The following is a 14,817-nucleotide window of genomic DNA, read 5'->3' as shown; positions in this document are numbered from 1 at the left end:
AATTAAGTTTTTCTTTTATAAAACCACTTGATAGCCGATAAGAAATTTTTTTGAAATTGTTTCAGATGGTGGCCCTCTCCTTGTTCAATGTGAAAGTGAAGCTTTCGTTCCTGCATCCCTTTCTGTAATAAAAGATCATGGAGTTGTTTGTTGAATAAAGGCATGTGCTGTTGGACAGATGTTTTGCCTTTCCCTTCTTCACTGCCTACAGACAAATAGACAAGGTGGTCCACAGACTGAATGCTTTGTTGTTTAGCAAATGGTAGAAAATCTTGATACCAAAATGATCCAGAGATAGATGCGATGTTTTTAAAAAGAGCAGGGTACATCAATAAAGTATAAATTGCAAATAGCCCTCCTAATGAAGCACCTATGTGACTATGTTCATGACCGGTCTGTTTGACTGGGTATTCTCTTTTGATATATGGAAGCAAGTCATTTGCTAAAAATGACACATATGTCTGTGCCTCACCTTTAAAGTCAGGGAATCCAGAATGCAGTGATGATGCTTTCCATGGTGTATATTCGTCAAGTCGATTGAAGGGGTGTATACCGACGATGATGATTGGCGAGATGGTTTTGGCTTCAATCATGCTTTCGATCTCTAGCAGGTGGGTTCTAAACAAAGAAGAGCCATCTTGTACAAAGACAGCTGGAACATCAATAGAGGTGTCCGGTGGAAGGTAAATATCAAGCTGCCGCCCGTTCAATTCGTCATATAGAAACGTTCCGTTCATGTGTATTCTCTCCTTCAAGTTTTCAAGCTCCGCTGAAAAGAAGAACAAAGGACTAAAATGTTTAGCCCTTTGTCAAGATGCGCATCTTTTTAGTTGGTTTGATCTAGCCATTTGACAGCCTGATCAAGGAAGGTGGTTTTGCTTAGTGCTGTTCCTCCCTGAAGCATAGGATCAACGACATTTTCATTGATGTGTCCATTTTTCACAGCTTTTAGGCTGTTCCAAATTTTATTTCCCTCTAAGTCCTTCAATGCATTTGGATTCGATGAGTTTTCCTCTTGGGAGAACTGAACAAAGATATAATCAGGATTGAGTTCACCTAGGCGTTCCAATGAAATCATTGCTTGTGCTTTGGCTTTTTTGATATCACTTGGTGCTGTAAACCCTAAGTCCCCATATAAAGTAGAGTTGAAATATACGTCTTCAGGATACACGTACAGGTCGCCCTGTCTAATGCGTAAAATGACAGCTGTTTTGTTGTTGCTTTTGTCTTTCAGGGTTTCTTTCGCTTGTTTGAGATCTTTCTGATAATCAGAAATGATGCTTTTCGCTTCTTCACTTTTTCTAGTCAGTTCACCGAGTAATAAAAGGTTGCTTTCCCAGTCGGAAGAGACATGTGATACTGGGATCGTCGTTTGGACTTTATCTAGTTTTTTAATTGTTGCAGGCGGGAACTTGGTTGATCCGAGTATCACGTCTGGTTTTAGTTTTAAGATTTTTTCTAGATTCGGTTCTGTTTTTTCCCCAATGCCTTCTGTTTTTGCTGTAATGTCTTTAAATAATTCAGGGAAAGTGCCGCCGACAGTAGAAGCACCAATAGGGTCGATACCAAGTAGTTTTGCATCTTCCATCGATTCTAGGCTTCCAGCAATGACGATTCGTTTCACTGGTGTTTTCAGTTTGTACGTTTGATCTAAGTATTTGATGTTTGTTTCTGCTGCTTCAGCTGACTTGCTTTTGGTTGTGTTTGAAGCCGGTTTATTTTCTGCAGCACCACAGGCTGCTGCGATGATCGTCATGATACAAAGGATAAGCAATGCGAACCATTTTTTCATTTGTTTTCTCCTTTAACTGATAATTGTTCTCAATTAAAGATTGTAGTAGTCATTCGTCCTTTTATCCATAGACAATGATCTGTCTAGTGATGGACTTTTTACGGAAAAAAAGATAAAAGGTCCTGAATGACTCGTTGATGACTGGCTGCTGTGTATTCACGCCAAGGGTCAGAAGCGAGTGGATAGACGGCTTGTTGCGTCACAGCCTTGAGATTTTGCCAAGCCTCCTGTTGCTTTAACTTTTGATAAAAAGCAATGGTTTTTGGTTCTTTATGCAACAAGAGGAAGATGGCATCTGGGTTTAACTGCTGTATAGAGTGAATGCTGATTTTTTTTTCGATGAGCTGGCCATCATTCTGAAAAGCTGGTAGAAGGCCAATGTCATGAAAAATTACTTCTGACAAGGTGCGATTGACAGATAAGTAGAGCTGATCTTGAAAGATACGAAGAGGCAGGACGGTTCTTGGTGGATGATCAACAAGGCATGCCTTTTTCGCTTGAATGACGAGTTCTTCGTAATGAAGCAGCCATTCTTCTGCTTCCCTCGTTTCGTTTAAGAACAGAGCTGTTTGTCTGAATTGAGTGCGCCAATCCAATTGTGTGAATGGAACAAAGTGCACAGGACAGATGGTTTTCAACACTTGTTTTTCTGCCTCTGTCACATGATCATTGGCAATGATCAGCTCAGGTTGTGCTTCCTTCAATTGCTGTATATTGGCTTCAGCGTGCTCGTTGATACGATGTGCACTCAGATGGATCGGAATTTCTTCTGCATAATGCTCAAAGTCATGTGCTGTCCATTTAGGGTGAAGAGGGGCAGCATATGGGATGATATGAATAGGTGTGAGCTGCCCGAGTATGGAATGGCCATAGGCAGCTATTTTCCGTTGACGGCTTTTCATATAAGCAGAAGGAGTGATACCCGTTTTTTTCTTAAAGATGCGGCTAAAGTAATAGGGGTCTTGATAGCCGATGTCCTGTGCAATATCTTTGAGTTTTGCATGACCTTTCGCCATTAACTGTTTGGCTCTAGCCAGTCTTTTCTTGGTGATATAATCAGTGACACTCACATCAAAATGCTTTTTAAATAGCTCGCTGTAATGATTGGCGCTGATACCAGCCATATGAGATAGACTTGTAAGGCTGAGAGGTTCTTCGGAATGTTGATCGATATATTGTTTTGTTTTGAAAAGGGCGTGTGTTGTGTCACAAATGTCTTCTTTATGCAGTGTGAAAAGCTGCAGGATGAGCTGTTGAAAAAGGGTTTGGCTTCTAAAAAAGCTAATGGATTCAGGTTTTTGCCATTCTGTTGTCATGTCGGACAGTAAAGAATGAATTTGTTCAATCGAGCTAATATCGATAAATTGCCATACATTCAGTAAAGAACGGGCATGTTCAGTTGATACTTCTTCTATGTTTTGACCTTGTGGCGTGTACATCTGAAAGCGAAACAGATAGAGCTCGTGTTTTTGATAAGGCTCTGTTTTCAACATAAATGTTTCCCCAGGCATCATCGTATAGAGTGTTAGATCTTTCAATCGCCATCTTTGATCATTCAATGTAAGTAAACCACTGCCGCTTATGCTAAAGAGGAGGCAGAATGTATCTGACAACTGCTGCTCCGTATGTGGAAGATCTGCATTATTTATTTTTTCAGTATATGTTAATCGATAAATGCATTGTTCTGCATTTACCTTTGTACATAATTGATGATTGTGTCCCATAAAACCACCTGATCTCTTATTAATTGATAAATATTCTCAATTGAATTGTATCAGAAAGAGCTGGAAAATGGTGTGTTTATTCTGTCAAAAAAGCACCCTGATGGAGATCAGGGTGCGATGATTTATTCCGTTTTTCCATGTGCTAACGCAGGTTCTTTTGTTAAGCTTAATGGCCGTAAGTCCTGCCAGTGTGTCTGGATATAATCAATGCAGGCATTTCTAGTGTCTTCACCAAAGACCTTTTCCCATCCATCTGGTATTGGTGCAAATGATGGCCAAAGTGAATGTTGTCCTTGTTCATTGACAAGCACAAGAAATACACCGTCTTCACGATCAAAGGGATTTGTCATTTGTCATCTCTCCTTTATTCTTAGTGCTTTTGTTTGACCCGGTGCAGAGCGTTGTCTAAGATGACACCAATTTCTGCTAGGGGTTTAGGCTGGCACATGTCTTTGTGCCGGCAATGAATGTCGTGCTGTTCAATGGTTCCATTGATATAAGGTGCCCATGCTTCGGGATCAATCGGTGTAAACCAGTCTGGGATAATGGTAGATCTAAAGAATAATATGTCCCCTTGATAAGTTTTTGGCTGATATTCCCCGAGCAATCGCACTGAGTTGACATAGGTTTCTTTTAGATTTCTAATGGCATCTTCACTTAAGCTTGCTAGTGCACTGCCGTCTTTCTTCAAGATGTCGACAGCACTTTTCATCGTGAGCGGTTCACCTGTTAAGGTATCTGGATCATAACCGCCGAGTGCAAGAAGAGCGATTAGTGCTTCTTCTTCATCAGGTGCTTCTTTAATCGGTAAGAAATGGTTCGGATAGGCATCCAGCATCGCAACGAGAGCGATTTCTTCACCTTGCTGCTGGAGTTGAGTAGCCATTGCTTGTACAACGTTTCCGCCAAGTGACCAGCCAAGTAGATGATAAGGGCCTTTTGGCTGAATCGTTTGGATGTGCTTAATATAATCGGCAGCCATATCATCGAGTGTATGCGGATAGTCATCTTTTCTTGCGATTCCTCGTGCCTGTAATCCATAAATAGGGATGTCTTTCTCTAATGTGTTCAAGAGACCTGCATAGCACCAGCTAAGACCACCTGCTGGGTGAACACAGAAGAGAGGATGTCTTTCTTCATTTGTTCGTAGCGGCAGTAAGATTTCTAGTGCGTTTTCATCGCTTCCTGTTTCTAGTTTCTCTGCCAAGCTGGCAACGTTCGGTGCTTCAAACAACGTTCCGATGCTCAGTTTCACACCAAGTGCATCACGAATGCGGCTGATTAAACGAACCGCAAGTAAGGAATGCCCGCCAATGTCAAAAAAGCGATCGTCAATGCTGATTTTTGGCAAATCAAGCACCTCTTCAAAAAGATGACACAGGATTTCCTCTTTCGGGTTTCTTGGGCCGCGGCCATCCGTCTGCTGTATGTGCAATTGAGGTGCCGGAAGTGATTTTTGATCAAGCTTCCCGTTTGCTGTAAGTGGCATCGTATCAATCTGTACATAAGCCGCAGGCACCATGTAATCAGGAAGACTGGCTGCCGCAAAATGGCGAAGAGTCTCTGTATCGAAATGGTCTTCTTCAGTTGTGACGATGTATGCAACTAAGCGTTTGTCGCCAGGCTGATCCTCTCGCAAAATGACGGCAACTTGTGCAACTGCGTCGTGGCGTGATAGAACGGCTTCGATTTCTCCAAGTTCAATCCTAAACCCGCGTATTTTAATTTGATGATCAGCTCTACCAATGTAATCAAGTGCCCCTTCTTCTGTCCAGCGAGCGAGGTCGCCTGTACGATACATCCTTGTGCCAGGCGCTCCATAAGGATCGGCAGGGAATCGATCTGAGGTCAGGTCAGGCCTGCCTAGATAACCTCTTGCCAAACCAGCTCCAGCTACATACATTTCACCTGTTGTCCCAGGTGGAACAGGTTGTAGGTATCCATCTAGTACGTACACGTGTAAATCAGGAATTGGTTCGCCTATTAAACTGCTGGATTTCTTTGCGATCATGTCTCGATTGAGTACATTGTACGTAACGTGAACGGTGGTTTCTGTAATGCCATACATGTTAATTAATTTTGGCTTGCAGTCTGAGTGACGGCTGTACCAATCTTCTAATCTGCTAAGCTCTAATGCTTCACCGCCAAAGATGACATAGCGGAGTGATAATGCTTGACCAAGTGTTTGTTGTTCCTTGTCTATCTGCATGAGCTGATAGAAGGCGGAAGGTGTTTGATTAAGCACAGTCACACCTTCATCGACTAGAAGCTGCATCATCTCTTCTGGAGAACGAGAGATGGTATGAGGAACAATGACAAGTCGCCCGCCATATAAAAGGGGTCCCCATATTTCCCAAACTGAAAAGTCAAAGGCATATGAATGGAACATTGTCCAAACATCCTCTTCATCGAAATGGAACCAATGTTCAGTAGATGTCAGAAGACGGATGACATTTTGGTGTGGAATGACCACTCCTTTTGGTTTCCCTGTAGAGCCGGACGTATAAATAATATAGGCCGGATGCAGAGAAGATAGCGGCTCAATTCTGTCTATATCAGCCGGATTGTGATTTGGCGTAGTCAGCAATTGATCAATTGTTTCTTTTTCGTCTAACAAAATCAAATCGCAATCAGCAGGGAGATGCAATGCAGCTGCTTTTGTTGTGATGCTGCAAACTGGTTTGGCATCTTGTATCATGTATGCCAGCCTGTCTGCTGGATAGTCAGGATCAAGAGGAACATAGGCTGCGCCTGCTTTATGAACAGCTAATAAACTGACGAGCATATCAATTGATCTAGGCAGAGCAAGTGCAACGAACTGTTCTGGTCCAACGCCTCTTTGTATTAATAAATGAGCAAGACGATTGGCTTTGTTGTTTAACTCACCATAGGTCAGCTGCCTCTTGCCATCCGTTACAGCCACTCGATCAGGGAATTGTTGCACCGTTTTTTCAAATAAGGCTGGGAGATTAGGTGCTTGGTCTGACTGAGCGAATGTCTGTTTGTCAGGGAGAAATGTTTGTCGTTCTTGATCTGATAAAATGTTCACTTGACCAATCGGCAGATGTGGGCGCTCAACTATCTCTGTTAAAAAGCGCTTCATTCTGTCAGCGATTGCTCGAACGGTACTTTGTTTAAATACATCTGTGCTGAATTCAAACAATCCTGTTAATCCTGCTGCTGATCTAGTTTCAGTTCTTTGTTCTGTCAATTCGATGGTCAGATCAAATTTAGCTGATCCCACTGGTTTCACGTAGAGATCCGAATCAAGTTGTGTCATCTTCATTTCTGCCTTCGGTGTATTTTGGAAGGCAAGCATGACTTGGAATAATGGATTCCGTGATCTGGAGCGGGTTGGATTTAGGATTTCCACTAGCCGTTCAAATGGCAGATCCTGATGCTCATAGGCTGCTAAGTCAACGTTTCGCACTCGCTTCAATAGCTCACTGAAGGTTGGATTACCAGCTGTATTTGTACGTAATACTAGTGTGTTCACAAACAATCCGACAATATCGTCAAGTGCATCGTCATTCCGTCCAGCAATTGGACTGCCGATTGGGATATCTGTCCCCGCTCCAAGACGTGTCAGTAATGCTGCAAGGGATGCTTGAAGCACCATGAACAAACTCACTTGATGTTGTTTCGCAAGCTCAAGAAGGTTTTGATGTAAAGCCGGTTCGATCATAAAGTCTATCGTCGCACCGTTGAAGCTTCCTTCCTGTGGACGCGGGAAGTCGTAAGGAAGTTCAAGTTCTTCAGGCAGGTCATGTAAGGCATCTTTCCAATAGCTGAGCTGTTTGGCAAATAGACTATCCGTCTCTTTTTCACTGCCCAACAGTTTCTGCTGCCAAATAGCATAGTCAGCATATTGAACAGGTTCCGCTGGCAATGAGGTGGATTTCCCTTGAATACGAGCTTCATAAGCAGCAGCTAAGTCTCGTGTCAACGGTGCAAGTGACCAGCCGTCACCAGCGATGTGATGCAGCAACAGAAGCAGCACATATCGATTGGCATCAAGCGTGAATAATTCTGCTCGCAGTGCAGGTTCTTCTTCAATCTGAAAGCTATAGCGAATGGCTGTATTTAATTGATTCTCAATTTGTTGATCACTCGAAGCTGTGACATGGAGTTCAGGCTGAACACTTTTTGGGTGTAAAATAACCTGTCTTGGCATGCCATTCTTATTTGGAAAAATGGTTCTAAGGGTTTCATGTTTTTCAGTGATATCTGCCAAAGCACCAGTTAGAGCTTGTTGATCTAGTGTACCTGTTAGCTGAATGACAAGTGGAATATTGTAAGTTGGACTTGGACCTTCAAGGCAATGAAGGAACCAGAGCCGTTTCTGAGCAAAGGATAACGGAATCTCATCTGGCTTGTTTTCTACCTGAAGCGGCGGCCGAATGTCCTTCGCTTTGTCCAAGTGCTGCGCAAGTTCAGCAACCCGAGGTGATTCAAAAATGGTGCTCATGCTTAGGTCTGCACCGAATGTATCTCGTATACGTCGAAGCAGACGAGCGGCAAGTAAAGAATGCCCACCTAAGTCAAAGAAACTATCATCTATACCAATTTGAGATAGGCCAAGTGTTTCTGCAAATAAACTACATAACATGTCTTCTTGGGGTGTTCTAGGTGTACGATCGGAACTAACTAAAGACATATTTGGCACTGGTAATGCTTTGCGATCGATTTTGCCGTTTGGTGTAAGTGGCAGTTCCGGCAAAACGACAACAGCAGAAGGCACCATGTAGTCTGGAAGTAATGCAGCCACAAATTGCCTGAGCTCTGAAGGGTGAAGAGCTGAGTCGTCTGTCAGCACAACATACGCACAAAGCAACTGTTGTCCAGGTTGATCTTCACGAACGATCACAGATGTATGCTTTATAGCTTGATGCTGCATAATCACGGTTTCAATTTCACCCAGTTCAATACGGAAGCCGCGGATTTTAATTTGATGATCGGCACGGCTTATATAATCAATCGAACCATCTTCACGCCATCTGGCTAAATCTCCAGTACGATACATTCTCGTACCTTTTGTGCCGAACGGATCAGCGACAAATCGTTCTGCCGTTAAGTCGTATCGTCCAAGATATCCTCTTGATACTCCTTCACCTGCAATATAAAGTTCACCGATTGATCCTGCTGGGACTGGGTTTAGTCCTTCATCTAAAATGTAAATGCTCGTATTCCAAATGGGTTTACCAATTGCCGGCCCGCTATTCTCTTGATGTGCTGTGACATTTTGCATCGTAGACCAGATCGTCGTTTCTGTAGGTCCGTACAAATTGGTAATGTCGCATTGAAGAGATTGCAGTGTGTGCAAAAGGGAGGCAGGAAGTGCTTCTCCTCCAACAAGAACACGCATACCTGTGATCACGTCAGGGTATTCATCTGCCAATGCATGCCACAACGTTGGTGTTGCCTGCATGATTGTGACATGATGAGAACGAATCATGTTTGAAAGCTTTGCTGGTTCTTGTATCGTTTCTTTTTTTGCCAATAAAATAGCAGCCCCATGTAAAAGTGGGAGGAACATTTCTAGCCCGGAAATATCAAAGGCTATGGTCGTTACCGCTAAAAGCTGGTCTCCTTGATCTAATAAAAATGCATCTTGCATGGACAATATAAAGTTGACTACATTTCGCTTTGTTACAACAACACCCTTTGGTTTGCCTGTCGATCCTGACGTGTAGAGGATATAGGCGGGGTGATGTGGAGAGCCCTCGCTCCAGGTAGGATTGAGATGCGGACTGCCTGCTATCTCCTGATGAACAGTTGCATCATCCAGTTGAACGATGTGAGGATAGTCCAAACCACCTGCTGTCTCATTGATTGTGAGCAAGCACGCCGGTTTGGCATCCTCTAGCATATAGGCGACACGATCGTTAGGATAATCAGGGTCTAGTGGCAGATATGCGGCTCCCGTTTTGACGAGGGCTAATAGACTTACGACCATATCGATGGATCGAGGCAGAGCGATTGCGACGAATTGTTCTGGTCCAATGCCACGATTTTTCAAATAATGAGCTAACTGATTTGCCCGCTGATTCAACTCTTCATAGGTCAAAATGATTCCTTCAAACTGTAATGCTTTTGCTTGCGGCGTTTTGCTCACTTGTTTTTCAAATAGTTCCCGTAATGATTCTTTTGGTAATTCTCGTTTTGTATCATTCCAGTGCTTGAGAATGTTCTCTTTTTCTTCAGACAAAAGAAGGTTGAATTGACTGATTGTCTGATCTTGCTCTAGTCCGGTTATTTCCTCCAGCAATTGAAGAAAACGATGTTGATGAGCGTCAACGGCTGTCTCTTTGTAAACAGCAGGGTTTGCATCAAAGTCGATTTGAAATCCGTTTCCATCCGCACGGTCGTATATGTTGATCGATAAATCATCTACCGGTCCTGCTGAGAGATTGTGTGCTCGACCAATGCTCTGATCGAACTTGAGATCATAATCAAATGGCATGATATTGATCTGTGGACCGAATAATCGTTGATTTCTTCCGATGAGCTTAAAGTCTCTCCGCATGTCTTCATGACGATATCGTTGATGAGGACGAATGGCTTTCAGTTCATCAGATACTTGACGAACAAGTGCTGAGAGCGTCATTTCTGGTTTGCATGTTAAACGAAGCGGTACTAGGTTCATGACCATTCCAGGTGTTTGCAAGGCGCACGATCCAAGGCGCATCATCACAGGTAATCCTAAAACAATATCATGTGCACCCGTCATACGATGCATATAGAGTGCGGATGCGGCAAGAATCATTTCATGCCACGTACTACCGAAGGCTTGGGCGTTTTTTTTCATTTTGCTTACCTTTTCGGCATCGTATCTAGCCGTTTTCCGGATAAAATGATCCGACGTTCTTGGGGCAAGCTCAGCAAGGCTGACAATTTCCGGTTGATCAGCAAAACGATTTTTCCAAAATGCTCGATCATCTTCAAATCGATTGGACTGTTGATAAGTGATCTCTTCTTGGACTACATCATGTAAAGCTCCAAATGTTTGAGGAGGCACAGGTGTCCCTTGCGATAGGGCTGAATAGACCTCAGCAACACGACGTGCAATGAGCGAAAAGGCGAATCCATCAATGGCAATATGATGAATGCGCTGATACCAAATAAATCGGTCGTCAGCAAGTTGAAAAAGCACTTCACGGAATAATACATCTTTCTCTAAAGAGACTGGTGTGGAAAGATCGGCTTTCATCCATGCTTTAGCCGCATCAAACGGCTGTTTTTCATTTTGTAAATTGACATATTGAAATGGGATTTCTTTCTTAGATGTCATCCATTGCTTTGGACCGTCAGTATCCTCAACGAATTGCATATACAAGGAATCTGCTTCTAAGACAGTCTTTCGAATGGCTGCTTCAAAGTGTATGGGATCAATAGGACCTTTAATCTCTATATACTCAGCTGTATTGAAAATAGGGTTAGATGGATCAAGCTGCTGCGCATACCAAATGCCTGATTGGGCACCGGTTAGTGGGAATGAATCGACGGACTGGATCGACAAGGGCTTAAACCTCCTTTACAAGTAATCGATATTTGGGATAGATGGCTGTTTTTCTGGGAAAAGAAGAGTCCGCCAAGACATGAGCGTTGGATTTGCTGCAAGCTCAACGAAATTGACTGTTGCTCCTTGCTGTCTCCACTTTTCCGCTAGGCTCATCATTCTAATTGAATCAAGGCCAAGGTAGACGAGATTCTCGTCAAGCGGTATTTCATTTGGATTGATTTGAAGATACTCAGCTACTTGGTGAACGATGGCATCAAAGGATAGGTCATCACTGTTTGCTTCTTGTCCTGTTAAACGACTGATGATTTGGTTTGTCGTTGTGGTGACTGCACAGCGTTCAGCTGCATAGGTCATTGCCATTTTGTGATGCTTAAGTGAAAAGTCAGCGACGGCATCGGCGACAAAAAAGGTTTCAATATCGAACATGAATGCTTCTGCGGCTGTCAGCATACATCCAATATGTGCATATACGCCAGTAATGATCAGTTGATCACGTCCGCCTTCGTGAAGAAGATCTAAAAAGTTGGATTTTTTGAATGCGCTATAACGCCATTTTGTCAGCATTGTATCTGATTCAGATGGAGCAAGCTGATCAATGATTTTTGTCAATGCTTCATCATCACCAAGACCAGGTCCCCAAAAATCTGTTAATAAGGCACGATCCTTCGGGTCTTGATCACCAGGTTGAGCTGTATAGACGACTGGAATGCCGAGTTCTTTGCATGTATCACGTAATTGTTCAATATGCTGCACTAACTCTGTAATCGGTGAAGTATCTTGTTGAAATGCATTTAAAAAATATTGCTGCATGTCATGTATCAGCAAGACAGCACGTTTCGGATCAGGGATCCAGTTCACTTTATTTTCGGGTAAATCATGTATGCTTGGCATTGGATACGCAGGAATAGTAGGGATTGCCATGGTTTTCACTCCTCTTTTTTATACGTTGGCAGTATGGATTGCAGCTAATTCTCTTAATGCTTTTTTACTGATTTTTCCTACACCTGTTTGTGGGAACGCATCAATCCATTCAATGCGGTCAGGAATTTTATAGGCAGCGAGCCCACGTTCTCTTAGAAATAACTTTAAGACATGCGGTGCTGGTTTGTTGTTTCCTTTCGCAATAACAAAGGCACATGAGCGTTCGCCAAGAAATGGATCTGGCATGGACACCATGGCGGCATCATGAATGTCAGGATGCGCAAGTAAATGGTTTTCAACTTCTTCAGCAGCAACCTTTTCGCCACCACGATTGATTTGATCCTTGTCTCTGCCTTCTACAACAACATTTCCTTCTTTGGTTAATCGCACGATGTCACCTGTTCTGTAGAAGCCATCTGGTGTAAATGCTTTTTTGTTTTGTTCATCGGCTTTATAGTAGCCGCGAATCGTATAAGGTCCTCTTGTTAAAAGGTGTCCAGCCACTTCATTCGGGACGGGCTTGTCCTCATCGTCTACCACTAGTACCTCATCATATTCAGACATCGGGCGTCCTTGTGTATGGATAATGACATGTTCAGGGTCATCCAATCTGGTATAGTTGACCAGACCTTCTGCCATGCCAAAAACTTGCTGTAACTTACACCCAAGGGCAGGCATCACTCGTTTTGCTGCCTCAGCACTTAATTTAGCACCACCGATTTGTAAGACCTCAAGACTCGATAAGTCATCTGATCGATGAGGAGCGGCCTCTAGCCAAATCAATGCAATTGGTGGAACGACAGCGGTAATAGTCGCCCGTTCTTTTTCAATGAGTGGAAAGACGACATCAGGGCTTGATCCAGGTGCAAGAACGACTCTTCCACCAGCGTATAATGTCCCAAGAACACCAGGCGAGCTTAATGGATAGTTGTGTGCAACTGGAAGTGTAGCTAGATACACACTATGTTGTGTGAGCTCGCACACCTCATTGCTTTTCCAAAGACTATAAATATAGTCATCATGTGTACGAGGTATGAGCTTAGAAAGGCCTGTGCTTCCTCCAGATAACTGAAGAAACGCAATGTCGCTTGCCTCTACATGTATTTGTGGATCGAGCGCTGGGTCCTTGCGCAAATCATCCAAGTCTAGGAATTCCTCAGCTTCTCCTGCAACAATGACATGAGGTAATGAGGGAAGTTTTTCTTTCACTTGACGTGCGAGTGATCGATAATCAAAGCCGCTATCGACATCTGGTATGACATATGCGTCTGCTTCGGCAAATTCAATAAAATAAGTGATTTCACTGCTTCTATGAGATGGCAGTGAGAAGACGGGTAAAGCACCGATACGAAATAAAGCGAAAACGACTTCAAAAAAAGCAGGAATGTTAGGAAGCTGTACGACAACTCGACTTCCCTTTTGGATTCCAAGCTGATGAAAACCGGCGGCAAGACTGCTGACGCGCTCATCAAGTTCTTGATAGCTCATGTGTGTATCAGCGTATGTAATCGCTGTTTTATTCCCTAACGATACGGCGCGTTCACGAAGCATCCCGCTAAAGGTTTCTCCACGCCAACAGCCGTTTTCACGGTAGCGTTTTGCAAATTCTTCTGGCCATGTAGGTGGTTGAACAAACATGTCTTTTGTCATCTCCTATGTATTTTTATAGCTGATGGATGCCCATCGCATGAAGCATCGTGTTGAATTTTGCAGATGTTTCGGCTAGCTCTTCTTCTGCCTTTGATCCTTTGACCACTCCTGCACCAGCAAAGAGGCGAAGGGAGTGACCTTCAGCTTCTGCACAGCGAATGGTGACAATCCAATCTCCATCACCATTTGCATCTGCCCAACCGACCATTCCTGTGAAAAATCCTCGATCGAAGGGTTCAATCGCTTGAATGGCTTCACGTGCATCTGCTGTAGGTGTTCCGCATACTGCGGGTGTTGGATGGAGGCTAAGCGCTAAATCAATGGAGGACACATTGGAATCTGTTAATTCACCTTTGACCACAGTAGATAAATGCCACATCGTTTCTGTCTGTATGACGGATGGTGATGCGGGTACATCTAACGTATGACAGTAAGGAGCAAGCGCTTTAGTGACAGCATCGACAACCACTGCATGCTCATGTAAATCCTTTGCAGAAGTAAGAAGTTCATCGTGACGACGCTGGTCTTCTACGGGGTCTGAACTGCGTGGCCGAGAACCAGCGAGTGGATTGGAAATCACAGATGAACCAGTTTTTGAAAGAAGCAGCTCAGGGCTTGCCCCAAGAAGTGTGCGCTTTTGGGAAGATTTCGGATCAGCTACGTTTGCAGCAAACGTATAACCAGTTGTATTATGACGAGCCAGTCGTTCGAGTATTGTTTTCGTATGAATGTCTTGATTTGATTTGAGACGGAGAGATCGAGAAATGACGATTTTGCTAAGCTCTCCTTTTTCAATTTTAGCTAACCCTTCGTTCACACCATTCATGTAGACTTCAGGAGAAGGGACAGGTGTCACCTCATAGGATTGTGATGTCACTTCTGAATCCTCATCACCTTGATGAAATTCGAGTGGATCACTAAACTGTACATGGACTGGCACATTTAAACGAACGGGTTGCGCCGGATCAAACGGAACAGCACCAGCAACAATCGGTGCTTGAATACCAGCTTGTTTGGCAGTCTCAAAAACATGGGCTACCTTTGTGGATAGTTCATCGAGTTGATTGGTTTTAATATGCTGGAATATCCCCTCTGCAAGTAACGCTCGTTTAGGAGAAGCAAGGAAAAATGCGCCTGGCTGATAGTCTTGGATCAGCTGTACTTTTTCTTCTGTCGACAATAATGAATGTTTCATGAAAAGGCCTCCT

The 14,817-nt window shown here is 43.5% G+C and carries 8 protein-coding genes; all 8 read right to left on the bottom strand.

Going from position 1 to position 14,817, the window contains the following annotated elements; all coding sequences use genetic code 11:
- Nucleotides 1-2: 2 nt before the first annotated feature.
- The 8 genes from M2369_RS08190 to dhbC all read right to left on the bottom strand — a co-directional run bounded on the left by M2369_RS08190 (nucleotide 3) and on the right by dhbC (nucleotide 14,804).
- Complete coding sequence (locus M2369_RS08190; protein WP_259253952.1) at nucleotides 3-737, bottom strand: alpha/beta hydrolase; 735 nt, start codon at nucleotides 735-737, stop codon at nucleotides 3-5.
- Between the two features lie 89 nt (nucleotides 738-826).
- The gene (locus M2369_RS08185; RefSeq protein WP_259253951.1) at nucleotides 827-1,792 is read right to left on the bottom strand and encodes an iron-hydroxamate ABC transporter substrate-binding protein; all 966 of its coding nucleotides are present in this window, start codon (nucleotides 1,790-1,792) and stop codon (nucleotides 827-829) included.
- A gap of 98 nt (nucleotides 1,793-1,890) precedes the next feature.
- Nucleotides 1,891-3,516, bottom strand: a complete 1,626-nt coding sequence (locus tag M2369_RS08180; protein ID WP_259253950.1) for an ABC transporter substrate-binding protein — start codon at nucleotides 3,514-3,516, stop codon at nucleotides 1,891-1,893.
- Nucleotides 3,517-3,638: 122 nt separating this feature from the next.
- Nucleotides 3,639-3,866, bottom strand: coding sequence for an MbtH family protein (locus M2369_RS08175; protein ID WP_024718451.1), 228 nt, complete (start codon nucleotides 3,864-3,866; stop codon nucleotides 3,639-3,641).
- 20 nt (nucleotides 3,867-3,886) lie between these two features.
- Nucleotides 3,887-11,035, bottom strand: a complete 7,149-nt coding sequence (locus M2369_RS08170) for an amino acid adenylation domain-containing protein (RefSeq protein WP_259253949.1) — start codon at nucleotides 11,033-11,035, stop codon at nucleotides 3,887-3,889.
- A 15-nt stretch (nucleotides 11,036-11,050) separates the two neighbouring features.
- Nucleotides 11,051-11,959 (bottom strand): isochorismatase family protein, encoded by a 909-nt coding sequence (locus tag M2369_RS08165; RefSeq protein WP_039169005.1) that lies wholly within the window; start codon nucleotides 11,957-11,959, stop codon nucleotides 11,051-11,053.
- 18 nt (nucleotides 11,960-11,977) lie between these two features.
- Nucleotides 11,978-13,597: a (2,3-dihydroxybenzoyl)adenylate synthase gene (locus M2369_RS08160; RefSeq protein ID WP_041508081.1), complete on the bottom strand. Its 1,620-nt coding sequence runs from the start codon at nucleotides 13,595-13,597 to the stop codon at nucleotides 11,978-11,980.
- 25 nt (nucleotides 13,598-13,622) lie between these two features.
- Nucleotides 13,623-14,804 carry an isochorismate synthase DhbC gene (gene dhbC / locus M2369_RS08155; RefSeq protein ID WP_041508080.1) on the bottom strand — a complete coding sequence of 394 codons (1,182 nt, stop codon included), beginning with the start codon at nucleotides 14,802-14,804 and terminating at the stop codon, nucleotides 13,623-13,625.
- Nucleotides 14,805-14,817 lie beyond the last annotated feature (13 nt).

The organism is Bacillus sp. JUb11 (assembly GCF_024807925.1).
Taxonomy (GTDB): Bacteria; Bacillota; Bacilli; order Bacillales; family Bacillaceae; genus Bacillus; species Bacillus altitudinis.
The sequence above is the reverse complement of the archived record's forward strand: the minus strand, read 5'-3'. Positions and strand labels throughout refer to the sequence as shown.

What these genes read in the sequence shown, in the direction of transcription:
- M2369_RS08190 (WP_259253952.1), bottom strand. Translation starts at nt 737, where the DNA reads ATGAACGGAACGTTTCTATATGACGAATTGAACGGGCGGCAGCTTGAT.
- M2369_RS08185 (WP_259253951.1), bottom strand. Translation starts at nt 1,792, where the DNA reads ATGAAAAAATGGTTCGCATTGCTTATCCTTTGTATCATGACGATCATC.
- M2369_RS08180 (WP_259253950.1), bottom strand. Translation starts at nt 3,516, where the DNA reads ATGGGACACAATCATCAATTATGTACAAAGGTAAATGCAGAACAATGC.
- M2369_RS08175 (WP_024718451.1), bottom strand. Translation starts at nt 3,866, where the DNA reads ATGACAAATCCCTTTGATCGTGAAGACGGTGTATTTCTTGTGCTTGTC.
- M2369_RS08165 (WP_039169005.1), bottom strand. Translation starts at nt 11,959, where the DNA reads ATGGCAATCCCTACTATTCCTGCGTATCCAATGCCAAGCATACATGAT.
- M2369_RS08160 (WP_041508081.1), bottom strand. Translation starts at nt 13,597, where the DNA reads ATGTTTGTTCAACCACCTACATGGCCAGAAGAATTTGCAAAACGCTAC.
- dhbC (WP_041508080.1), bottom strand. Translation starts at nt 14,804, where the DNA reads ATGAAACATTCATTATTGTCGACAGAAGAAAAAGTACAGCTGATCCAA.